The organism is Micromonospora sp. U21, assembly GCF_018070045.1.
In the GTDB taxonomy this organism is placed as follows: domain Bacteria; phylum Actinomycetota; class Actinomycetes; order Mycobacteriales; family Micromonosporaceae; genus Micromonospora.
This window is the reverse complement of record NZ_JAGPYK010000008.1, coordinates 174,936-197,381: the sequence shown is the minus strand read 5'-3', so window position 1 is coordinate 197,381 and position 22,446 is coordinate 174,936. Positions and strand designations below refer to the sequence as shown.

The window sequence follows — 22,446 nt, the reverse complement described above, 5'->3', positions numbered from 1 at the left end:
GTCGGTCAGTTGCCGCCGTTGGGGGCACCGTGGCAGCGCTTGTACTTGCGGCCCGAGCCGCACGGGCACGGCGCGTTGCGGGACGGGCCGTTGCTGGCCTCCGCCTGGTTCGGCGCGGGCCGTCGGGCGGCCGCCGACGGGACCGCCGGGCCACGCAGCCCGGAGGCCGGCCGCTGCGGAGCCGACGGAGCGGTGCGTCCCGGCGCCGCCGGGGCACCCGGGGCCGGTCGACCCACACCGAGCGCCGGAGCCTGCTGCTCGGCCTGCTCGACGGCCACCGCACCGGGGCTCGACTCGCCGTCGATGGTGGGGGCGGAGTATTGCAGGCCCTGACGCTGCGGCGCGCGGTTGAGACCCTTCGCCCGGATCTCCACCGGCTTGTCGAGCAGCGTGACCTCCTCCGACTCCGCGGCCGGCTCCGGCTCGGTTACCTGGACGTCCACGTTGTAGAGGAAGCCGACCGTCTCCTCCTTGATGCCGTCCATCATGGTGGCGAACATGTCGAAGCCCTCGCGCTGGTACTCCACCACCGGGTCGCGCTGGGCGTACGCCCGGAGGTTGATGCCCTCCTGGAGGTAGTCCATCTCGTAGAGGTGCTCGCGCCACTTGCGGTCGATCACCTGGAGCAGCACCATCCGCTCGAGCTGGCGCACCCCCTCGGTGCCGAGCTGCTCCTCGCGCCGGTCGTACGCGGCGTGCGCGTCCTCCTTGAGCCGGGCGACCAGGAAGTCGGCGTCCATGCCGGCCCGGGAACCGCCGGCCTCCTCCTCCAGCTCCTCGATCGTCACGCCGACCGGGTAGAGCTGCTTGAGGTTGGACCAGAGCTGCTCAAGGTCCCAGTCCTCGCCGTAGCCCTCGGAGGTGGCACCCCGCACGTACGCCTCGACGGTTTCGTCGATCATGTTGCGGACCTGGTCGGAGAGGTCTTCACCGTTGAGCACCCGGAGCCGCTCGGCGTAGACGACCTGGCGCTGCTTGTTGAGCACCTCGTCGTACTTGAGCACGTTCTTGCGGATCTCGGCGTTCTGGCCCTCGATCTGGGCCTGGGCGCTCTTGATCTGCCGGGTGACCATCTTCGACTCGATGGGCACGTCCTCCGGGATGTTGAAGCGCTCCATCACCGCCTCGACCGCCCCGGCCCGGAAGCGCCGCATCAGCTCGTCCTGGAGGGACAGGTAGAAACGGGACTCGCCCGGGTCACCCTGCCGGCCGGCGCGACCGCGCAGCTGGTTGTCGATCCGCCGGGACTCGTGCCGCTCGGTGCCCAGCACGTAGAGGCCACCGGCGGCGGAGACCTCGTCCGCCTCGGCGTCGCAGGCCTGCTTCCAGGTGGGAAGGACCTCCTCCATCGCCTTGGCGTACTCCTCCTCGTTCTCCAGCGGGTCGAGGCCGCGCTGGCGCAGCTCGTTCGCGGCGAGGAACTCGGCGTTGCCGCCGAGCAGGATGTCGGTGCCGCGGCCGGCCATGTTGGTCGCCACGGTGACCGCGCCCTTACGCCCGGCCTGGGCGACGATCTCGGCCTCCCGCGCGTGGAACTTGGCGTTCAGCACGTTGTGCGGGATGCCACGGCGGCGCAGCAGCTGGGAGAGGATCTCGGAGTTTTCCACCGAGACGGTGCCCACCAGCACCGGCTGACCCATCTGGTGCCGCTCGGCGATGTCCTCGATGACGGCGTTGAACTTGGCCTTCTCCGTCTTGTAGATGACGTCCGGCCGGTCCTCGCGAACCATCGGGCGGTGGGTCGGGATGGTCACGACGCCGACCTTGTAGACCTTGTTGAACTCGCTCGCCTCGGTCTGCGCCGTACCGGTCATTCCGGACAGCTTCTCGTAGAGGCGGAAGTAGTTCTGGAGGGTGATGGTGGCCAGGGTCTGGTTCTCCTGCTTGATCTCCACCCCCTCCTTGGCTTCGATCGCCTGGTGCATGCCCTCGTTGTAGCGACGGCCGTGCAGGATGCGACCGGTGAACTCGTCGACGATCAGGACCTCACCGTCGCTGACGATGTAGTCCTTGTCGCGCTTGTAGAGCTCCTTGGCCTTGATGGCGTTGTTGAGGTAACCGACCAACGGGGTGTTCACCGACTCGTACAGGTTGTCGATGCCGAGCCGGTCCTCGACCTTGGCGACACCTCGCTCGGTCACCGCGATGGTGCGCTTGGAGTGGTCGACCTCGTAGTCGCCCTCGCCGTCGGTGCCGGGCTGGAGCCGGGCCACCACGCCGGCGAACTCGCCGTACCAGCGGGCGGAGTGCTCGGCCGGGCCGGAGATGATCAGCGGGGTGCGGGCCTCGTCGATCAGGATGGAGTCGACCTCGTCAACCACGGCGAAGTTGTGCCCGCGCTGCACCAGCTCGTCCTTCGACCAGGCCATGTTGTCGCGCAGGTAGTCGAAGCCGAACTCGTTGTTGGTGCCGTAGGTGATGTCGCACTCGTAGGCGGCCTTGTGCTCGCTGGCCGGCCGGTTGGGCAGCACCACGCCGACGGTCAGCCCGAGGAACTCGTGCACCCGGCCCATCCACGCCGCGTCACGCTGGGCGAGGTAGTCGTTGACCGTGATCACGTGGACGCCCTTGCCGGAGAGCGCGTTGAGGTAGACGGCCATGACCGAGGTCAGCGTCTTACCCTCACCGGTCTTCATCTCGGCGATGTTGCCGAAGTGCAGCGCCGCGCCGCCCATCACCTGGACGTCGTACGGGCGCTGGCCGAGCACCCGGGCGGCCGCCTCGCGGGCCACCGCGAACGCCTCCGGCAGCAGGTCATCGAGGGTCTCACCCTCGTCGAGCCGCTCCCGGAACTGTTCGGTCATGCCGGCCAGTTCCTCGTCGGTGAGGTTGACGTAGTCGTCCTCGATCGAGCTGACGGCGGCGGCGATGGCCTTGAGCCGGCGCACCATGCGGCCCTCGCCCGCGTTAAGGACCTTTTCCAGAATCGACACGGATCAACGCTCCCCTAGACAGTCTCGAACCATCGTAGGCGCTCCATCGGCGCGATGGTCACTGGTGGCGGCGGTCCACCCCGCCGAACCCGACATAACTCGCGCACCGGGTGCGTACCGCAGGTTATCCGGTTACGCCGTCGGCGAACGTTCCGGCACGATGCACGGGTGGAGCCTGTGGAGATCATCGAGGACGGCCTGCTGTTGCGGCCCTGGCGGGACGCCGACGCCGACGCGGTGCACCGCGCGTGCCAGGACCCGGACATCCAGCGCTGGACCACCGTACCGCGCCCATACCTGCCGGAACACGCCCACGGGTTTGTCACCGAACTGAGCGGCCGGGCCTGGGCGGAGGGCACCGGCGCGCCATTCGCGGTCTGCGACCCGGTCACCGGCGAGCTCCTCGGCTCGTGCGGGCTGATCTCCATCAGCGGCGCCGGCACCGGCGAGATCGGCTACTGGACGGCCCCGTGGGCGCGTGGCCGCGGGGTGACCGTCCGGGCCGCCCGGGCGGTGGCCCGCTGGTCCTTCGACACGCTCGGGCTGCGCCGGCTGGTCTGGCAGGCCGAGGTGGGCAACCACGCCTCCCGGCTGGTCGCGCTCCGCGCCGGGTTCCGGATCGACGGCCGGCTGCGGCTGGCCGACCCGGCACCCAACGGCAGCGCGGACGGCTGGATCGGGTCGCTGCTGCCCGGCGAGGTGACCGCCCCCGGGGCCACCGGGCCAGCCGGGCCGGGCACCCTGGCCGCCCGGCGGGCCGCCGTCTTCGGCCGCCCGCAACCCACCCTGTTCGCCACCGCCGGGGCCGGCGAGCTGCGGCTACGGCCGATGGAGGAGCAGGACCTGGACGACGTGGTGGAGACCTGCCACGACCCGGAGACCATTCGCTGGACCACCGTGCCGGACCCGTACGAGCGCGCCGACGCGCAGTGGTACCGGGGCTTCAGCCGGGAGGTCTGGGCCCGGGGAGACGCGGCCTGCTACGTGATCGCCGACCCGGACGACCGGTACGCCGGCTCCGTCGACCTGCGGCTCTCCCCCGCCGACCCGCTGCTGGCCGACGTGGGCTTCATGACCGCCCCGGCGGCCCGCGGCCGGGGTTACATGCCGGCCGCGCTGGCCGCGCTGAGCGCGTGGGGCTTCACCACGCTGGGCCTGGCCCGGATCGAGTGGAAGGCGAACGTGGGCAACACGGCCTCCCGGCGGGTGGCGGAGAAGGCGGGCTTCGCGTTCGAGGGGACCGCCCGGGGCGGGGTGCAGCACCGGGGTGAGCGGGTGGACACCTGGGTGGCCGCACTGCTCCCAGAGGACCTCACGTGACCATGCGGCACGTCGTCGAGGCACACGGGGTACGCCTGCGCCCGTTCCGCGCCGACGACGCCGCCGACGTGGTCGCCGCCTGCGCGGACCCGGTCAGCCAGCGGTTCCTGCCGAACCTGCCGGCGCCGTACACCGAAACCGACGCCCACTGGTGGATCGACTCGGGTGCCCCGGCGACCTGGACCGGGGGCGGCGCGGCGTACGCGGTCGCGGACCCGGCCACCGACCGGCTGCTCGGCGGGGTCGGGCTGAGCAACCCGGTGCCCGACCGGGGTCAGGCCGAGATCGGCTACTGGGTGCGGCCGGAGGCGCGCGGGCGAGGGGTGGCCACCGCCGCCACCCGCGCGCTGAGCGAGCACGCGTTCGCCACCGGGACGGTCCGGCTGGAGCTGCTCACCGACCCGGAGAACGGGCCCAGCCAACGGGTCGCGCTGGCCGCCGGCTTCCGCTACGAGGGGGTACGCCGATCGGCCGGCCCGAGCCGGGGCGGCGGGCGGCACGACCTGCTGGCCTGGGTACGCCTCGCCGGCGACCCGCCCGGCCCGACCGCCCGGCTGCTGCCGGACCTGCCCGGCGGGGTGCTCACCGATCAGGTGGTGGCGCTGCGCCGGCTCGCGCCGGACGACGCCGAGCTGATGTACCAGTTGCACAGCCGGCCCGAGGTGGTGGCCAACCAGGCGCCGCCGGTGCCGCCGGAACGGGCCGCGATCGAGCGGCGCTGCCGGCTCGCGGAGAGCGGGTGGCTGACCGGCGACATCGCCCGACTGTTGATCACCGACCTGGCCACCGGCGAGGCGGCAGGCAGCTGCGGGTTGTCGTACACGGATGTGGCCAGCGGCGAGGCGTCGCTGGGCTACGCGTTGCTGCCCGACTGGCGGGGCCGGGGGTACGCCACCCGGGCCGTCCGGCTGCTCGCCGGCTGGGCGTTCGGGCCGGCCGGTGTCGCCCGGCTGACCGCCGGAACCGTGCCCGAGAACACCGCCTCCCACCGCGTGCTGGAGCGGGTCGGCTTCCACCGGGAGGCCCTGCAACGTGGCCGGCTGCCCGGGCTGGCCGGCACCCGCCTCGACGACCTGACCTTCGCCCTGCTACCCGCCGACCTCCGCTGACAGATCATGGAGCCGTGGTGGGCGGTCGGCGCCGGTTCGCGGCGTCCGCACCCACCACAGCTCCATGATCAAGCCGGCTCAGGACCGGTCTCAGGTGGCGAGGGAGATGATGCCGTAGTCGTAGGCGTGACGGCGGTAGACGACGCTGGGACGGCCGGACTCCTTGTCCTGGAACAGGTAGAAGTCGTGGCCGACCAGTTCCATTTCGAACAGCGCGTCGTCGATCGTCATCGGTTCCGCCGGGTGGACCTTTTCCCGGGCGATGTGCCACGGCTGCTCGTCGTACTCGTCCTCCGCCCGCTCCGCGACGGCGGTGCCGGCGCGGGCGCCGTCACCCGGCGCGCTCAGCGGGGCGGCCACCAGGTCCGCGACCGGTAGGCCGGCGGTGGCGGCGGCGACGGAGATCGGCGCGTGCCGGCCCCGGTGTACGCGGCGACGGTCGGCGGCGCGGCGCAGCCGGGTGTCGAGTTTCGCGATGGCCGCGTCGAGCGCGCTGTAGAAGTCATTCGTGCACGCCTCGGCCCGGATCACCGGGCCCCGGGAAACGCAGGTGATCTCCACCCGCTGGCAGTGGTCGGCCTGGCGCGGATTGCGCTCGTGGAACAGCTCGACATCGACACGAATGAGTTTGTGGTCGTAGCGTTCGATCTTTGCGAGTTTCTCGGCTACGTGCACCCGGTAATGGTCCGGCACTTCGACGTTACGGCCCTTGACCACGATGTCCACGTGACCTCCCTTGTTCGGACGGTCTTCGATCCGGTTACCCGGTCGCGCGCCGTGGGGAGCCCCGCTGGCGTCGACCGGTCAGTGCGGCTACGCCTCCTCTCACCGCCGGGGGCGGGTGGGATGAACCTCCTACCCCCGACAGCGAAACGCTAACTCCTGTTCGCCCGGCAGTCACCCCAAGTTGCCGAGACCGCCCGGGATTTTTCGCAGCTCATACACCAACGGGTGAAACGGAAACACGAACGGTTACGAACGGCGTCTCTTCTCGGTCGCCGCGAGCACCGCGGCGACTCCCGGTGCGTGCCCGGTCGCGGCCAGCACGCGGGCCGATGCGGCCAGCGTGACCCCGGTGGTGACGATGTCGTCCAGCAACACCACGACGGGCGCCACGCGCGAGGTGCCGCCCCCGCCCCGGGCACCGGAGCGGGGCCGGAAGGCCGCCTCGGCCGCCGCCGCCCGGCCGGCGCTGTCCAGCGTCACCGAGTCGGGCCGGGGCAGCGCCCGCAGCGGCCGGTGCACCCGCACCGGCCAGCCGGCCCGGCTCAGTCGCGCCGCGCAGTGCCGGGCCAGCCGGTCCAGGTGGTCGCCGTAGCGGGCCCGGGCCGCCGCCGCGGTGTCCGGCACCGGCACCAACGCCAGCGGACGGGCCCCGCCGACCGCCGCCGCGACCACCTCGGCGAGCAGCGCGCCGAGCGGACGGGCCAACCCGTGCCGGCCGTGCTCCTTGTACGCCAGCAGGGTCTCGCGCAGCGGGCCGGCGTACGGGCCGAGGGCGACGCAGGGCGGCAGGCCCGGCGGGACGGGGGTCGGACGGACCGACCGAGGACGCAGCGCGCTCAGCGCCGCCACGCAGGCCGGGCAGATCCCGTGCCGCAGACCGGGCCGACGCTCCCGACAGCCCGCGCAGTCGGTGGGCAGGACCAGGTCGCCGAGGTCGGCCCAGAGCCCGCGCACGATGTCAGTAGAGGAAGAACGGGGCCGACGGATTGCTCGGGCGGACCCTGGTCGGCGGTGGGGTGATGTCCCGCACCTGTTCGACCTCGATCCGTTCGAACGGGCTGTTGCGGTAGGCCACCCCGTTCGCCTCGTACATGTAAGCCCCGCTGGGCAGCGGCACGGTGCGGTTGGTCGGGTACGCCGTCAGGTGGGTGACCCTGGCACCCACGTCGGTCTTCAGCGGCGTCTCCAGGGCACCGTCCACGCTGATCTCGTAGATCGCCGGCTGGCCGGCCGACCCAGCCACCACCAGGCGGTTCTCCCCACTCCAGTCCACGGCGCTGAGGCCCGTCAGCGAGGTGACCAGCGCCCGGGGCGGGCCGATGGAGACCCCGCCGCCGTCCAGGTTGACGGCCGCGACGTAGAGCCGGCCGCCGGCGATCAACGCGACCCGCTGGCCGTCCAGCGACGCGGCCACCGCGGTGACCTCGGCGGTGGGCAGGTTGAGCGGCACCTGGTGCATCCCGGCGGCCTCGTCGAAGCGGTAGAGCCGGCCTTCGGCCACCACCAGGCCCCGGCCCGGCCGCGAGTCGACCGTGCGCAGCCAGACCGGACGGCTGATCGAGGCATAGTCCGACCCGCTCCGGCTGAGCCCGGAGACCGGATCGGGGCCGGTGCCCACCGCAAGTCGCTGCCGGCTCCTGCCGCCGGTCACCACCATCGCGGCGAGAATCTTGTCATCGGCCCTGGCGAGGCCGGCGGACACGATGGTGCGGTTGACCTCGGCAACCAGCGGCACCACGCCGCTGGGCTCGCCGGCGAAGTCGAGCGGACGGATGGCGCCCTCGTACACGCCGAACCGCTGCGGGCCCGCATCGACCGGGTAGAGCGGGTCGGACCGTCGAAGCTCCTCCAGATCCTGCACGGGCTGCGAGTTGTTGCGGACCTTCAGCTCCAGCTCGCCCTGCCGGTCGCCCAACGACCAGGCGAGCTGGGTGATCAGCCGGTCGATCTGGGTCTGGTCGTCACCGGACATGTCCAGGTTGACCTCCCACCGGCCGTTCGCGCCGGTGGCGTTGTTGATCAGCTCGGTGCGGTCGGGCAGCCCGACGACGCCGGGGCGCAGCCAGTCGGACGGGCCACCGACCAGCCACTTCACCACCTCGTTGACCCGGCGTTCGTCCGGTACCGCTGCCGACAGATAGCGCTGATCGGGCACCAGGCGGCTGCCGTCGGAACTCCAGAAGTAGATCGACTCGCCCTGGTAGTACCGCTGGAGGGCGTTGTCGCTGAGCAGCAGCACGTTCGGCGGGTCGAGGACGTACAGGCCGGCGCGCTCGTCGTCACCGCCGAAGGCCGCGCTGCGCACCCGGAACTCGTATCCCGTCTCGGTCGCCACCGGCGGGGCCAGGGTGCCGTTGGCCCGCAGCAGGCCGAGCTGTTGCACCTTGATCTTCACGGTGGTGGTCGAGTCGCTGTTGCCGGTGAAGACCGCCTCCCGCAGCCGCACCACGTTCAGCGCGACCTCGCTGCCCTTCTTCTCCTGCAGTTTGGTCTGGTGCTCCGGAGCGACGAACAGCTTGACCCGCTCGTAGGCCCGCTCCGGCTCACCAGCGGCGGCGTCCAGGAAGTTGCGCACGAATGCGTCGATGTCGCTGCCGCTGGCCGTACGCGTCGGCGGCTCACTGCTACGGCCGCCGACCGAACCGGCCTCCGTCGCGGCCCCGCCCTTGCCGTCCACCCGCACGTCGGACGACGCCGGGATGCCGCACCCCCCGCCCAGCAGCAGCGCCGCGCCGAGTGCCCCGACCAGGACCTGCCGCCTCACGATCGCACCTCCGCACGCTGTCCGTCCTCGGCCGACGCCGGGCCGATCGCCACCGTGCCGCCGGTGCCGGGCCCGATGGCCAGGGGGCCGCCGTCCCGGGGGCCACCGAAGGGCAGCGCGGCGTCGGCGGGCACCAGCCGCAACGGCGAGGTGGTCAGCCGGTCACCCGCGCGGGCCGGCAGGGTGAGCCGGAACTGCGCGCCCTGCCCGGGCGCACCCCACGCCTCCAGCCACCCGCCGTGCAGCCGGGCGTCCTCGAGACTGATGGACAGGCCCAGACCGGTGCCACCGGTCTGCCGGGCCCGGGACGGGTCCGCCCGCCAGAATCGGTTGAACACCAACTTCTCCTCGCCCACCTTGAGCCCCACGCCACGATCCCGGACGGTGATCGCCACAGCGGTGTCGTCGATGCCGAGAGTGATCAGCACCGGCCGCGCCTCACCGTGTTCGACGGCGTTGCCCACCAGGTTGCGCAGCACCCGCTCGACCCGGCGCGGGTCGACCTCGGCGATCACCGGCGTGCCCGGCAGGTCCAGTTCGATCGGGACGCCCACCCGCTCGGCCAGGCCGGCGAGCCGGTCGACCACCCGGTGCACCACCGGCACCAGGTCGGTCGGCTCGGCGTCCAGCATGGCGAAGCCCGCGTCGAACCGGCTGATCTCCAACAGGTCGGTGAGCAACTCCTCGAACCGGTCCAGCTCGGCCTGGAGCAGCTCGGCGCTGCGGGCCACCGCCGGGTCGAACTCGTCGCGCTCGGCGAAGATCAGGTCGGCGGCCATCCGAACCGTGGTCAACGGGGTACGCAGCTCGTGCGAGACGTCGGACGTGAACCGGCGCTGCAACCGGGACATCTCCTCCAGACGGAGGATCTGCCGTTGCAGGTTGGTCGCCATCTGGTTGAACGACGCGGCGAGCAGAGCGAGGTCGTCCTCGCCGTTGACCACCATCCGCTGGTCGAGCAGGCCGGCGGAGAGCCGCTGGGCCGTCCGCGCGGCGACCCGGACCGGATTGACCACCAGCCGGGTGACCAGGGCCGCGAGCAGCCCGAGCAGGATCACCAGAGCGACCCCGGTGGCCACCACGGTGGCTCGGGCGTCGGCGGCGGTGCCGTCCTGCCGGGTCAAGGGCACGAGGTAGTAGAGCTCGATCTGGCCGAACCGGGTGGGCACCGGCGAGCCGTAGACCAGATATTTGGTGGATTTTCCGGTCAGTTGGCCGGTGCGGATCTGGCTGGCCACCTTGCCGCTGGCGACCGCGGCCCGCAGCTCCGGGCTGATCAACGGCTGGACGTTCGCCGCGGGTGCGGTGCGGGTCTGGATGACGTTCGGATAGCCGTCGGCGGTGATCGCCACCACCACACCACTGATCTGCTCGGGGTCGCCGCCGGCCAGGTAGTTGACCGTGCCCTCGATGGTCTCCTGGAGCTGCGCCTCCTGCGGCTGGCCGTACAGGGAGACCTGCTTGGCCGCGTAGCCGGCGCCGCTGTTCACGCGCTGCCGGACGTCGGTGCGGGCGCTGTCGAGCAGGATCGTGGTGATCTTGTCGGCGATCAGGTACGCGAAACCGCCGACCAGCAGGCTGGAGGCGACCAGCGTGATGGTCACCACCCGCACCTGGAGCGAGCGGCGCCAGGTCTGGTGCAACCGGGCCACCATCCGGGCGCCCCGCCCGCTCAGCGCACGCCAGAGCTCCCAGCCGGCGCTGGGCCGGCGGGCAGCCGTCGTCTGAGGGTGCGGGGGCGGGGAGGTTGACACAGTGTGACCAGGTTATCCGGTCCCCGCCTTGTAGCCCACGCCCCGCACGGTGAGGATGATTTCCGGCCGCTCCGGGTCCGGCTCGATCTTGGCGCGCAGCCGCTGCACGTGCACGTTGACCAGCCGGGTGTCGGCTGCGTGCCGGTAGCCCCAGACCTGCTCGAGCAGCACCTCGCGGGTGAAGACCTGACGCGGCTTGCGGGCCAGCGCGACCAGCAGATCGAACTCCAACGGAGTCAGCTTCACCTCCTCGCCGTTGCGGCTGACCGTGTGCGCGGGCACGTCGATGGTGATCTGGTTGCCGGGAGGCCCGATGGTGAGCATCTCCGGTGCCACGTCCTCGCCCCGGCGCAGCCGGGCCCGCATCCGGGCGACCAGCTCCTTGGGCTTGAACGGCTTGACCACGTAGTCGTCGGCGCCGGACTCCAGGCCGAGCACCACGTCGACGGTGTCGCTCTTGGCGGTCAGCATCACGATCGGCACGCCGGACTCGGCTCGGATCGACCGAGCCACATCGATGCCGCTCATCCCGGGCAGCATAAGGTCGAGCAGGACGATATCGGGACGACTGTCGCGGAACGCCGCCAACGCCCGCTCGCCGTCGGCCACGAACGAGGGCAGGAAGCCCTCGCTACGCAGCACGATGCCGAGCATCTCGGCGAGCGCGGGGTCGTCGTCGACCACCAGTACCCGGGCTCTCATGGGATTAATATTGCATCCCCGTTCAGTTCGGTGGGACCGGCGTCAGCCGGTAACGGATAGCGCCGCCGGCAAGCGTGTCACCGCGACCCGCGGCGGCGGCGCCACGTGGTGCGAGGCCAGGCACGGATGGATCCCGGCCCGGACCACCCATGATCCCCCTTCGGTGCCGCCCGGCGCCACCGCCGCTTCGGCCGGTCGGCCTGTCGCGATCCGGACGGCCGTCAGCCGAAGAGCGCCCGCCCCCGGTGGTCGCCGCCGTCGCGCACGCCGGGCGGGCAGGCGAACAGGCCGCTGGAGACGTGCCGAAGGTATTCGTTCATCACGTCGTGCCGGGCCAACCGGGTCTGGATCGGCACGAACTGCCGGCGCGGATCCCGCTGGTAGGCGATGAAGAACAGGCCCGCGTCGAGCCGGCCGAGGCCGTCCGAGCCGTCAACGAAGTTGTAGCCGCGGCGCAGCAGGAGCGCGCCGTTGTTCCGGCTGGGGTGGGCCAGCGTGACGTGGGCGTGCTCGGCGATCAACGGCTGACCGTCGTCACCGCGCGCGGCGAAATCCGGCTCGTCGAACTCGTCGGTGCGGCCCAGCGGCGCGCCGCTGCCTTTCGTCCGACCGACGATCTCCTCCTGCTCGGCCAGCGAGGTCCGGTCCCACGTCTCCACGAGCATCCGGATCTTGCGGGTGACCAGGTACGAGCCGCCGGTCATCCAGTCCGGCCCGTCGCCCGGCTGCACCACAGCTGGTCGCGCAGCAGGTCGGTCTCCTCGGCCTTCAGGTTGGCCGTGCCGTCCTTGAACCCGAACAGGTTGCGCGCCGTGGCCTGGTCGCGGGAGGTCGACGAGGTACAGCCGAAGCCGAGCTGCGACCAGCGGATACTCACCACACCCATGCCGAGCCGGGCCAGGTTGCGGATCGCGTGCACCGCCACCTGGGGATCGTTCGAGCACGCCTGCACGCAGAGGTCGCCGCCGGAGAGCTACGGCTGCAACGCGTCGCCGGGGAACTTCGGCAGCTCGGCCAGCGGGGCCGGGCGCCGGTCGGCGACACCGAACCGGTCCCGGCCGTCGGCGTCGCGGAACAGCGTCGGCCCGAAGCCGATGGTCAGGGTGAGCTGCGATGGGGGCAGGCCGAGCGCCTCGCCGGTGTCGTCCGGCGGGGCCTCCGGCATCCCACCCACCGCACCGAGCACCCCGGCGTCACGCCCGGCGGTCATCCGCGCGGCGGCAGCCGTCCACTCCTGGAGCAGCTCGACCAGCCGGGCGCGATCCTTGGTGATCACGTCGAAGGCGACGAAGTGCAGCCGGTCCTGGGCCGGGGTGACGATGCCGGCCTGGTGCTCGCCGTGGAACGGCACCGCACCCGCCGGGTGGTCGCTGGCCCGCGGCCGGGTCATGGGAGTCGCTGATCGGCACGCCCGCGCCGGCCGCCACCCCGGCGACTGAACATCGGGGCTCCGAGATCATTAGGGACGCCTCAGCTAACTCGGGGCAGCCATCCCCCTTCCTCCAGTTCAGAGGCCTCGTCAAGTCGCTCATGGCCTGCTCAACGGCCCTCCGCCGGCCGACGATCAGCCGCCCGCGATCGCGCTGTGAAAGGATCCCCGCTGTGAAGGGACTCCTGCCGTGGCTGACGGTGCTGGCCGTGGTGCTGCTGCTCAGCGCGCTGCGCCTGCGGCCACTGGCCACCGTCGTGTCGCTCGGCTGGCTGGCCTGGTGCATCTGGACCTGGTTCCGCCCCACCCGCCGCTGACCCCCGCACCCCCCGCACCCCCGCACCCCCTCCGCGTCGATCTAGGGCATATCGTCGTTGCAGGAGATCAACTCACAACGATATGCCCTAGATCGACGCGTGCGGGGCCGCGGCGCACGGGCCCGAGCGTGGCTGCGGGTGCGGAGACGACGAACCGGGCCGGCTGCGAACAGCCGACCCGGTGCGGAAGCGTCGATCAGTAGCGGTAGTGGTCCGGCTTGAACGGCCCCTCGGTGGAGATGCCCAGGTACGACGCCTGCTCCTTGGTGAGCGTGCTCAGCTTGGCGCCGAGCGCGCCCAGGTGCAGCCGGGCCACCTTCTCGTCCAGGTGCTTGGGCAGCACGTAGACGCCGATCGGGTACTCCTCGGTCTTGGTGTACAGCTCGATCTGGGCGATCGTCTGGTTGGCGAACGAGTTCGACATCACGAAGCTCGGGTGCCCGGTGGCGTTGCCCAGGTTCAGCAGGCGACCCTCGGAGAGCACGATGATGGCGTGCCCGTCGGCGAAGCGCCACAGGTCGACCTGCGGCTTGATGTTGACCCGCTCGACATCGGAGCGCTTGGCCAGGCCGGCCATGTCGATCTCGTTGTCGAAGTGGCCGATGTTGCCGACGATGGCCTGGTGCTTCATCCGGGCCATGTGCTCGTTGGTGATGACGTTGAAGCAGCCGGTGGCGGTGATGAAGATGTCCGCCTGCTCGACCACGTCGTCCAGGGTGGCCACCTGGTAGCCGTCCATCGCCGCCTGGAGCGCGCAGATGGGGTCGACCTCGGTCACCACGACCCGGGCGCCCTGGCCGCGCAGCGACTCGGCGCACCCCTTGCCCACGTCGCCGTAGCCCATCACGACGGCCATCTTGCCGCCGATCAGCACGTCGGTGGCCCGGTTGATGCCGTCGATCAGCGAGTGCCGGCAGCCGTACTTGTTGTCGAACTTGCTCTTGGTCACCGAGTCGTTGACGTTGATCGCCGGGAAGAGCAGCGTGCCGGCGCGGTGCATCTCGTAGAGCCGGTGCACGCCGGTGGTGGTCTCCTCGGTGACGCCCTTGATGCCGGAGGCGATCCGGGTCCAGTGCTGGCCGTCCTCGGCGATCGAGCGGTGCAGCAGCTCGAGGATGACCGCGTACTCCTCCGAGTCCGCGGACTCGACCGGCGGAACGGCCCCGGCCTTCTCGAACTCGGCGCCCTTGTGGACCAGCAGGGTGGCGTCACCGCCGTCGTCGAGGATCATGTTCGGGCCCTGCCCGTCCGGCCAGGCGAGCACCTGCTCGGTGCACCACCAGTATTCCGGGAGGGTCTCGCCCTTCCAGGCGTAGACCGGGACGCCGGCGGGGGCGTCGGGGGTGCCGTCCGGGCCGACGACGATCGCGGCGGCGGCGTGGTCCTGCGTGGAGAAGATGTTGCAGGACGCCCAGCGCACCTGCGCGCCGAGGGCGACCAGCGTCTCGATCAGGACGGCGGTCTGGATGGTCATGTGCAGCGAGCCGGTGATCCGCGCCCCGGCGAGCGGCTGTGCCTCGGCGAACTCCCGGCGGATCGACATCAGGCCGGGCATCTCGTGCTCGGCGAGCTGGATCTCCTTACGCCCGAACTCGGCGAGCGACAGATCCGCCACCTTGAAGTCGCCCTCGGCGAGCGTGCTCGGCCGGGCCTCGGACGGCGTACCGCTGGCGGACGCCGGGAGGGTGCTGGTCATGAAAGCTCCTGTCGAACGATGTCTGCGCCGACCCTCCACCTTACGCGCGCCGGTGACGGGCGCCCGGGGGACGGTCGGTGGACAGCGCACGGGGCGGTCGGTGATGGACAGAAACTCCGTCCACTCCCGCCGCCCCGTGCATCCCCCCGGTTTGGTTCCCCGCACGTTGTCGGACCGTCGTCGCGATAACGCTGCGTACTCATAGAGTCACACTCGGCATGGGCAGCGTCAAGCTATTCCGGGAAAGTCGGACTTGCGGCGTGGCGTCGAGCGCGTCAGCCCACTCCTGCGGTGGCCACGTACGCCTCACCGTCACCACTGATCCGCAGCGGCTCGCCGGCCGCGGTGCCGATCGCCGCCTGGCCGGACGCGAGCGTCAGCGCGCCGGCCCCGTCGTCCACGGTGACCGAGCCCGCGCCGCAGAGCACCACCCGGGGACCGGGGAGCGGCAGCGTGACCGAGGGCACGGCCGTCCCGACCCGCACCCGGTGCAGCGCGAAGTCGTCCACCGGCACCGACCAGCAGTCCACCCCCGGCCCGACCGACTCAGCGGCACGTACCGGATCCTCGAGCACCTCGAAGCGCAGCACCCGCAGCAGCTCATCGACGTCGATCCGCTTCGGGGTCAGCCCGCCGCGCAACACGTTGTCGCTGGCCGCCATGATCTCCACTCCGCAGCCGCTCAGGTAGGCGTGCAGGTTGCCGGCGGGCATCCAGATCGCTTCCCCCGGCGCCAGGCCCACGTGGTGCAGGAGCAGCGCGACCAGCACGCCCGGGTCCCCCGGGTAGGCCACGGCCAGCCGGCGGGCCAGGTCCGCGTCCGGACCGTCGGCCGACGCCGCCAGCACGGAGCCCAGCAACTCGTCGCGCTCCGCGACCGGCCAGGCGAGCAGCGTCTGCACAGCCGTGCGCAGCCCCACCGGCCCCGTCCGCAACGCGGCGACCACCGGCGCCAACGCCGGTACGCCGAACGCGGCGAGCGCCTCGGCCGACACCGTCGGGTCCCGGAACCCGCACAGCGCCTCGAACGGGGTGAGCGCCACCAGCAGCTCCGGCTTGTGGTGCGGGTCGGAGTAGTTGCGTTCCCCCGGCGGGCGCCCCGCGTCCGCCGCGTAGCCCACCCGGGCCTGTTCGGCGTCCGGGTGGGCCTGCAGGCTCAGCGGAGCGTCGGCAGCGAGCACCTTGAGCAGGAACGGCAGCCGCGTGCCGAAGCGCTCGGACACCCGCTGGCCGAGCCACTGCCCCGGCTCGTCGCGTACCAGGTCGCAGAGGCTGACCCGGAGACCGGCCCGATCCACGCTCGCCGGGGCGCCCGGGTGGGCGCCCAGCCACAGCTCCGCCTCCGGGCCGGCACTGGGCACCGGCCGCCCCTGCAGCAGGGCGATCGCGGAGCGGGACCCCCAGGCGTAGTCCCGGATCGGGCCGTACAGCAGCTCCACCCGTCAGCCCCCGGGCCGCCCGGTCGCCTCGCCCGACGCGTCCTGGGGACGCGGTACGGCGGTGTCGGCCGCGGCACCGGTGCCGGCCTCGGCGGCGGCGGCGCTGTAGACGTCCGGCTCCAGGTAGATCACCCGGGCGATCGGCACGCCGGCACGGATCCGCGCCTCCACGGCGTTGATGCCCCGGGCCAGATCCTGGGCGCTCTCGCAGGCCCGCACCCCGACCTTCGCGGCCACCAGCAGCTCCTCGGGCCCCAGGTAGAGCGTCTTCATGTGGATGATCCGCTCCACTTCGGGGCCGTCGGTGATCGCCCGCTCGATGGCGTCCAGGTCGTGCTGCTCGGCGCCCTCACCGAGCAGCAGGCTCTTGGTCTCGATGGCCAGCACGACGGCGATGGTCACCAGCAGGATGCCGATCATCGCGGTGCCGGCGGCGTCCCACTCGCCGTTGCCGGTGATCAGCGTCATGGTGACGCCGAACAACGCGAAGACCAGACCGACCAGCGCCCCCAGGTCCTCCAGCAGCACCACCGGCAGCTCCGGCGCCTTGGCCCGGCGGACGAAGTGCACCCAGGACTGGTTGCCCCGGACGAGGTTGGACTCCTTGATGGCGGTCCGGAAGGAGAAGGTCTCCATGATGATCGCCGACACCAGCACGACCACCGGCACCCAGTGCCATTCGGTGATCGCGTGCGGATCCGAGAATTTGTGATAGGCCTCGTACAGGGCGAACAGGCCACCGACGCTGAACAGCACGATGGACACGATGAACGCGTAGATGTAGCGCTCCCGGCCGTACCCGAACGGGTGCTGCGGGGTCGCCTCCCGCTTGGCGCGCTTGCCGCCGAGCAGCAACAGGCCCTGGTTGCCGGAGTCGGCGACCGAGTGGATCGCCTCGGCCAGCATCGACGACGAGCCGGTCAGGATGAACGCGATGAACTTGGTGACGGCGATGCCGACGTTGGCCAGTAGAGCCGCGACGATCGCCTTCGTACCGCCGTTGGCGCTCACGCCACCGCTCCGCTTCGCCGCGCGGCACCGCCCGGCTCGACGGTGATCCGCCGCCCACTGCGCTCGTTCACTGGTTCGACAGCTCCTTCATCTCGGTGATGGCCGGTACCGCCATCGGGTCCAGCCCGTGGGCCAGGGCAAGGTAGATCGAAGCGAAGTCCGGTACGGCGATCAGCGAGGCCAGCCGCTCCAGCGCGGATCCACCCTCGGCGGTCACCACGTCGCAGCGGACACCGCGGCGCTCGGCGAGGGTCTGCACCGCGTCCGCGCGGCGCTCCTCGACCGCCAGCGGCTCATCCGTGTCGTCCTCGGCATTGAGCCCGCCGTCGCGCAGCAGCACCAGCCGCAGCCGGGTCCCCTCGCCGTCGTCCTCCGCGCGATCGGCGAAGATGTCCCGCTCCCCCTCGGCCAGGCCACCGAAGACGCCGTCCAGCAGCCCGACCCGGCCCCGGCCGGCCTCGCCGAGCGCCCCGGTGACCACCGGGTAGCGGGCGTTCGCCGACAGGGTGTCACCGAACCGGCGGGCCGCCACGGTGGCCAGCGGGGACGAGCCCCAGACGATCGGTACCGAGCCGGCCAGGCCCAGGGCCAGTGACTTCGCCGGGTTGACGAAGGACTCCGCGGTGGACCGGCAGCGGTCGGCGTCCGCGTCGAGCCGGGCCGCGGTCTCCGCCAGGTCCGCCTCGTTGACCTTCACCAGCCCGAGGGAACGGGCGGCGAGCAGAACGGGCACGGTGAGCGCCCAGAGGCTGGCCCGGGCCGGGGCGCGCCGGGGCACCGGGATGAACGGCGCCCGGGCCCGCTCGGCGACCGACTGTAACTGCGAGTCGGGGGCACCGACCGCGACCAGCCGGGCGCCACGCCGGTGCGCCGCCTCGGCGGCGCCGAGCGCCTCCGGGCTACGACCGGACGCGCTGACCGCGATGACCACGTCGGCAGCGCCAACCCAACCGGGTACGCCGGCGCTGCGGTGCGCGATGACCGGGACCGGGCAGCGCGGCCCGGCGACCGTGGCCAGCACGTCCCCGGTACGCCCGGCGGTGCCGATGCCGGCGATCACCACGGCACGGGGCCGCCCGTCGTCGGCGAGCACCGCCAGGTTCGCCTCGGCGGCCAGCGCGGCCGACTCGCGGACCTGCGCGCCGGCCGAGGCGGTGTGCCGGAGCATGCCGCCCGGGTCGTGCTCGGCCAGCGCCTCCGGGCTGTCGAGCAGGCCTTCGTCGGCGTCGCGACGTCCGCTGACCCCGGCCGTACCGTCGATCATGACGGCTGTCCGGGGCCGCCGCGCGCCTCGTCGAGCAGCAGCACCGGCACGTCGTCGCGGACCTCGAAGATCCGGCCGCACTCCGTGCAGGTCAGCGTCTGCGCCTCGGCGTCGTAGGTGAGCGGGGCGTGATGCGTGTCCGGACAGGCGAGAATCTCGAGCAACTGCGGATCCAGGGCCATGGCACGGCTCCTTCCACGTGTGCGGCTTCACCGGCGGCGGTGCCGACCGGCGCAGGCGATCTTATCGGCGAACCCGGCCCAGCACCTCGTCCCGGAGCGAGACCATCCGCTCACGGGTGGGCGCCTCGACGTTGAGCCGCAGCAGCGGCTCCGTGTTGGAGGCTCGCAGGTTGAACCAGGCGCCGTCGAGAAAACGCAGGGTGAGCCCGTCCATCTCGTCGACCGCCGCCTCGGGGTACGCGGCCCGCACCTCGGCCACCGCCGCCGCCTGGTCGACGACCGTCGAGTTGATTTCACCGGAGGCGATGTAGCGCTCGTACTCGCCGGCCAGCACGGACAGCGGCAGCGACTGCTCGCCGAGCGCGGCCAACGTGTGCATCGCGGCGAGCATCCCGGTGTCGGCGAACCAGAAGTCCCGGAAGTAGTAGTGCGCGGAGTGTTCGCCGCCGAAGACGGCGTTGGTGCGGGCCATCTCCGCCTTGATGAAGGAGTGCCCGACCCGGGCGACCACCGGCTCCCCACCGTGCTCCCGGATGATCTCCGGCACCGCGCTGGACGTGATCAGGCCGTGGATCACGGTGGAACCCGGGTGCTTGGCCAGCTCGCGTGCGGCGACCAGGGCGGTGATCGCCGACGGCGAGACCGGCTCACCGCGCTCGTCCACCACGAAGCAGCGGTCCGCGTCGCCGTCGAAGGCCAGCCCGATCTCGGCGCCGTGCTCGACGACGGCCCGCTGGAGGTCGACCAGGTTCGCCGGGTCCAGTGGGTTGGCCTCGTGGTTGGGGAAGGTGCCGTCCAGCTCGAAGTAGAGCGGCACGATCTGCAGCGGCAGGGCCGACAGGGCGGCGTCGCCGAGCACGGTGGGGACGGTGAAGCCGCCCATCCCGTTACCGGCGTCGACCACCACCTTCAGTGGCCGGATGCCGGAGAGGTCGACCAGCTTGCGCAGGTAGGCGGCGTAGTCGGGCAGCAGGTCGCGCCGCTCGGCCGGCCGGACCGGGTCGCCGGCCGGCCGGGCCTCGCCCGAGTCCAGCAGGGCCTGGGCCCGCTCACGGATCTCCGCCAGACCGCTGGCCTGACCGATCGGCCGGGCACCGGAGCGGCACATCTTGATGCCGTTGTACTGCGCGGGGTTGTGGCTGGCGGTGAACATCGCGCCGGGCAGATCGAGCGAGCCGGACGCGAAGTAGAGCAGGTCGGTGGAGGCCAGCCCGATCTCGATCACCGAGCGTCCCTCGGCGCGGACGCCGGCGGCGAAGGCCGCGGCCAGCCCGGGCGAGCTGGCCCGCATGTCGTACCCGATGACGACCGCGTCGCCCGGCTCGTCGGTGCTGTTGAGCAGCTGGGTGAATGCGGCTCCGAGCGCTTCGGCGACCCGTTCGTCCCACTGGTCCGGCACCGTCCCTCGGACGTCGTACGCCTTCACGATCTGGGACAGATCAGACACAGGTACCGCTCCTTGGCCGCAGGTTTCACCGGACCTGAGCGTATCGGAGGGTCAGGGTCGAGCCCCGCTCAGCCGGGGAGCCGAGGCATGAACACGGTGTGGTCGCCGCCAGCGGCGGCGGGCGGGTCGTCGGGCCCCGACCGGCCACCCGGAGTGCCCGGCATGGCCTGCGTCGCGTCGGGCGGCGACGCGGGCCCGTCCGGCCGGGCGCCGTAGACGCCACCGGTTGCGGGCCGGGGAGCCGGCACCGCGCCGTAGCCACCGGGCGGCTGCTGCTGCCCGTACACCGGGCCGGGGGCACCGGGCGCGGCCGGCGACCCACCCCCGGAGCGGTAGGTGGTGCCGCCGGAGTTTCCCGGTAGCGGCCCGGACAGCTCGTCGGCCGGCTTCCGGTCCTGACGCGAGCGGCGGAACAGCAGCACGATGAGCAGCAGCCCGACCGCCACCATCGCGATGCCGAAGAACATCACCGGTGAGCCGCCGGACGATTCGGCCGCGGTCGCCGTGGTGTCGGGCGCGCCGGACACGCCACCCAGCGCGGCCTCGTTCACCGCGTCGGCGGGCGGGGCGGCCCCGGTGGTCACGCTCGGGGTGGGCGACGGCTTCTTCGACGGCGTCGGGGTGGGCGACGCGGAGGCCCGGCTGGTCACCTTCGACGAGTCGGAACCCCGACCCAACTCCTGGCCGGTCGCGTTGAGCGCCACGCCGGTCACCGCGAGCCGCCCAGCCGGCGCGCCGGCGGCGAACGCCACCCGGTACCGCACGGTGATGCCCTTGCCCTTGCACAGGGTCGGCTTCGCCGGCGAGGTCTGCCCGGTCACCGCGCTGCCGCCACCACCGGACACGGGCACCGGGAACCAGCGCCCGCCCGCGTTGACATGCACCGTCACCTGATCCGGCTGGAGACCCGAGAGACGCAGACCCAGGGCGGTACGCAGCAGGACGCACCCGTCGGAGCGCTTGCGCACCGCGACGTTCACCCCCTGCGGGGAGCCGCCGGCGGCGAAGCTGCTGGCCGCACCCACCCGGACCGAGTCGTCGTCGGCGAGCGCGGGCGACGCACCGAGCATCACCAGGCCGCCCACCAGGCCGCCCACCAGACCGCAGACCGTCGCGAGACGCGCCGCGCGCCGACGTACCGTCATGATCACCTCACCGTTCCTCCCCGGGTGGGGTCCGCGGGTCAGGCTACTACCGGGCCGCCCCCACCACCGGTCATAGAGCGGCCCGCATGTGTGCGGCGTTACGGTTTCCGACCCCGACCCGCCGACCTACTGCGGGTGCCTCCTGGCGTCGGCCTCCGGCTGGTCAGGCCGCACCGGCGAGGGCATCCCGGCAGAGCCGGTCGGCGGTCCGGGTGGTCTCCGGCAACCGGTGGCGCGGGGTCAGCGCGAGCACCTGAGCGGTCGCGTTCGCGAGGCTCATCCGGTGCCCGACGCTGACGAAGACGGGCTTCACCCCGGCCTGCGTCCGCAGCACCCGGCCGACGACGTCGCCCCCGTCCCGCAGTGGCGACCAGGCACCCCGCTCGACAGGCGGCGCAGCCCACTCGCCGACCAGCGGCGTCTTCCCGACCCCGATCGCTGGCAGCCCGGTGACCACCCCAAGATGACAGGCGAGCCCGAACCGGCGCGGATGGGCCAGCCCGTGCCCGTCGCAGACCAGCAGGGCCGGGAGGGTGGTCAGCCGGTCCAGCGCGGCGAGCAACGCGGGCAGCTCACGGAAGGCGAACAGCCCCGGGACGTAGCCGAACGCGGGCCGGCCCACGCTGACCGCGGAATCCACCACGGCCAGCGTCCGGGCGTCCAGCACCGTCACGGCCGCCGCGAGGAGGTCGCCGCTCTTCGCGTACGCGACGTCCAGGCCAGCCACCGTGGCGGGCGCGGCCGGCCCGGGCCCAACCAGGTCGACCAGCGGCCGCAACTCCTCCTGTACGGCCACCGCGGCCTCTTGCGCGGCCTCTTGCGATGATCCACTCGACATCGGCGACATCGAGCTGTCCCACCGCCCTCGATGCCGCGATATCCACGATCCGGAGTCGATCACCGCTGGCGCGAGCCGCCGGCGTCATCCCCAGTGGCGTTGCCTTGCGGCACGCCCCCAGTCGGGCCGCTCTCGGTGGCGCTGGCGTCGCCGCCCGGGTCACCGCCGCTGTGGCCCTCGGCAGGTTTCCTTGTCGCACCGAAGGCGATCGCGAAGGCGATGCCGATGGCGACTCCGAAGGCGACCCCGCCCTTCGAACCGAACGAGGGGATGCCGATCGCCAGACCGAGCAGGATGCCCACCGGCCAGGCCCAGGCATTGGACCTGCTCTTCTCCGTCCCCGGTTCTGCTGCCATCCCCCGATGCTATT

General features: G+C 72.2%; 19 protein-coding genes and 1 pseudogene. 3 read left to right on the top strand and 17 right to left on the bottom strand.

Features of this window, described 5'->3' with window-relative positions; all coding sequences use genetic code 11:
• Window positions 1-5 precede the first annotated feature (5 nt).
• Window positions 6-2,933, bottom strand: coding sequence for a preprotein translocase subunit SecA (gene secA / locus KBX63_RS13775; protein WP_210911402.1), 2,928 nt, complete (start codon window positions 2,931-2,933; stop codon window positions 6-8).
• A gap of 168 nt (window positions 2,934-3,101) precedes the next feature.
• On the opposite strand from secA, the gene KBX63_RS13770 reads away from it, so the two are divergent.
• Window positions 3,102-4,253 (top strand): GNAT family N-acetyltransferase, encoded by a 1,152-nt coding sequence (locus KBX63_RS13770; protein ID WP_210911401.1) that lies wholly within the window; start codon window positions 3,102-3,104, stop codon window positions 4,251-4,253.
• 2 nt (window positions 4,254-4,255) lie between these two features.
• Window positions 4,256-5,362: a GNAT family N-acetyltransferase gene (locus KBX63_RS13765; protein ID WP_210911505.1), complete on the top strand. Its 1,107-nt coding sequence runs from the start codon at window positions 4,256-4,258 to the stop codon at window positions 5,360-5,362.
• A 90-nt stretch (window positions 5,363-5,452) separates the two neighbouring features.
• Here the strand turns inward: KBX63_RS13765 and hpf are convergent, their stop codons facing one another.
• The 7 genes and pseudogenes from hpf to KBX63_RS36715 all read right to left on the bottom strand — a co-directional run bounded on the left by hpf (window position 5,453) and on the right by KBX63_RS36715 (window position 12,698).
• Window positions 5,453-6,088: a ribosome hibernation-promoting factor, HPF/YfiA family gene (hpf, locus tag KBX63_RS13760; protein ID WP_210911400.1), complete on the bottom strand. Its 636-nt coding sequence runs from the start codon at window positions 6,086-6,088 to the stop codon at window positions 5,453-5,455.
• Window positions 6,089-6,334: 246 nt separating this feature from the next.
• Window positions 6,335-7,042, bottom strand: coding sequence for a ComF family protein (locus KBX63_RS13755; protein WP_374102218.1), 708 nt, complete (start codon window positions 7,040-7,042; stop codon window positions 6,335-6,337).
• Between the two features lie 4 nt (window positions 7,043-7,046).
• A complete protein-coding gene (locus KBX63_RS13750; protein WP_210911399.1) occupies window positions 7,047-8,852 on the bottom strand; it encodes an LpqB family beta-propeller domain-containing protein in 1,806 nt (601 codons plus the stop codon).
• Entirely contained in the window at window positions 8,849-10,507 is a 1,659-nt protein-coding gene (gene mtrB, locus KBX63_RS13745) for an MtrAB system histidine kinase MtrB (RefSeq protein ID WP_247662332.1), read from the bottom strand. Before mtrB ends, KBX63_RS13750 begins: the two co-directional genes overlap by 4 nt.
• A 111-nt stretch (window positions 10,508-10,618) precedes the next feature.
• Entirely contained in the window at window positions 10,619-11,308 is a 690-nt protein-coding gene (gene mtrA, locus KBX63_RS13740) for an MtrAB system response regulator MtrA (protein WP_109818783.1), read from the bottom strand.
• Between the two features lie 221 nt (window positions 11,309-11,529).
• Entirely contained in the window at window positions 11,530-12,039 is a 510-nt protein-coding gene (locus KBX63_RS36720) for a Dyp-type peroxidase (protein WP_374102217.1), read from the bottom strand.
• Window positions 12,009-12,698, bottom strand: a pseudogene (locus tag KBX63_RS36715) (Dyp-type peroxidase). The gene KBX63_RS36720 and the pseudogene KBX63_RS36715 overlap by 31 nt, the downstream one beginning before the upstream one ends.
• A 212-nt stretch (window positions 12,699-12,910) precedes the next feature.
• Here KBX63_RS36715 and KBX63_RS13730 point away from each other — a divergent pair.
• Window positions 12,911-13,054 (top strand): hypothetical protein, encoded by a 144-nt coding sequence (locus tag KBX63_RS13730; RefSeq protein ID WP_210911397.1) that lies wholly within the window; start codon window positions 12,911-12,913, stop codon window positions 13,052-13,054.
• A gap of 196 nt (window positions 13,055-13,250) precedes the next feature.
• Here the strand turns inward: KBX63_RS13730 and ahcY are convergent, their stop codons facing one another.
• The 9 genes from ahcY to KBX63_RS13685 form a co-directional block, all read right to left on the bottom strand.
• Entirely contained in the window at window positions 13,251-14,750 is a 1,500-nt protein-coding gene (gene ahcY / locus KBX63_RS13725; RefSeq protein ID WP_210911396.1) for an adenosylhomocysteinase, read from the bottom strand.
• Window positions 14,751-15,025: 275 nt separating this feature from the next.
• On the bottom strand, window positions 15,026-16,189 hold the full coding sequence (gene manA / locus KBX63_RS13720) for a mannose-6-phosphate isomerase, class I (protein WP_210911395.1): 1,164 nt from the start codon (window positions 16,187-16,189) through the stop codon (window positions 15,026-15,028).
• Between the two features lie 3 nt (window positions 16,190-16,192).
• Window positions 16,193-17,200, bottom strand: a complete 1,008-nt coding sequence (locus KBX63_RS13715; protein WP_210911394.1) for a cation diffusion facilitator family transporter — start codon at window positions 17,198-17,200, stop codon at window positions 16,193-16,195.
• 67 nt (window positions 17,201-17,267) lie between these two features.
• Window positions 17,268-18,464, bottom strand: a complete 1,197-nt coding sequence (locus KBX63_RS13710; protein ID WP_210911393.1) for an SIS domain-containing protein — start codon at window positions 18,462-18,464, stop codon at window positions 17,268-17,270.
• A complete protein-coding gene (locus tag KBX63_RS13705) occupies window positions 18,461-18,646 on the bottom strand; it encodes a Trm112 family protein (protein WP_030490836.1) in 186 nt (61 codons plus the stop codon). The genes KBX63_RS13710 and KBX63_RS13705 overlap by 4 nt, the downstream gene beginning before the upstream one ends.
• 61 nt (window positions 18,647-18,707) lie before the next feature.
• Window positions 18,708-20,093 (bottom strand): phosphomannomutase/phosphoglucomutase, encoded by a 1,386-nt coding sequence (locus tag KBX63_RS13700; RefSeq protein WP_210911392.1) that lies wholly within the window; start codon window positions 20,091-20,093, stop codon window positions 18,708-18,710.
• A gap of 68 nt (window positions 20,094-20,161) precedes the next feature.
• Complete coding sequence (locus tag KBX63_RS13695; protein WP_210911391.1) at window positions 20,162-21,238, bottom strand: hypothetical protein; 1,077 nt, start codon at window positions 21,236-21,238, stop codon at window positions 20,162-20,164.
• Between the two features lie 163 nt (window positions 21,239-21,401).
• Window positions 21,402-22,076 (bottom strand): endonuclease V, encoded by a 675-nt coding sequence (locus KBX63_RS13690; protein WP_210911390.1) that lies wholly within the window; start codon window positions 22,074-22,076, stop codon window positions 21,402-21,404.
• 59 nt (window positions 22,077-22,135) lie between these two features.
• A complete protein-coding gene (locus KBX63_RS13685) occupies window positions 22,136-22,432 on the bottom strand; it encodes a hypothetical protein (RefSeq protein WP_210911389.1) in 297 nt (98 codons plus the stop codon).
• Window positions 22,433-22,446: the final 14 nt, after the last annotated feature.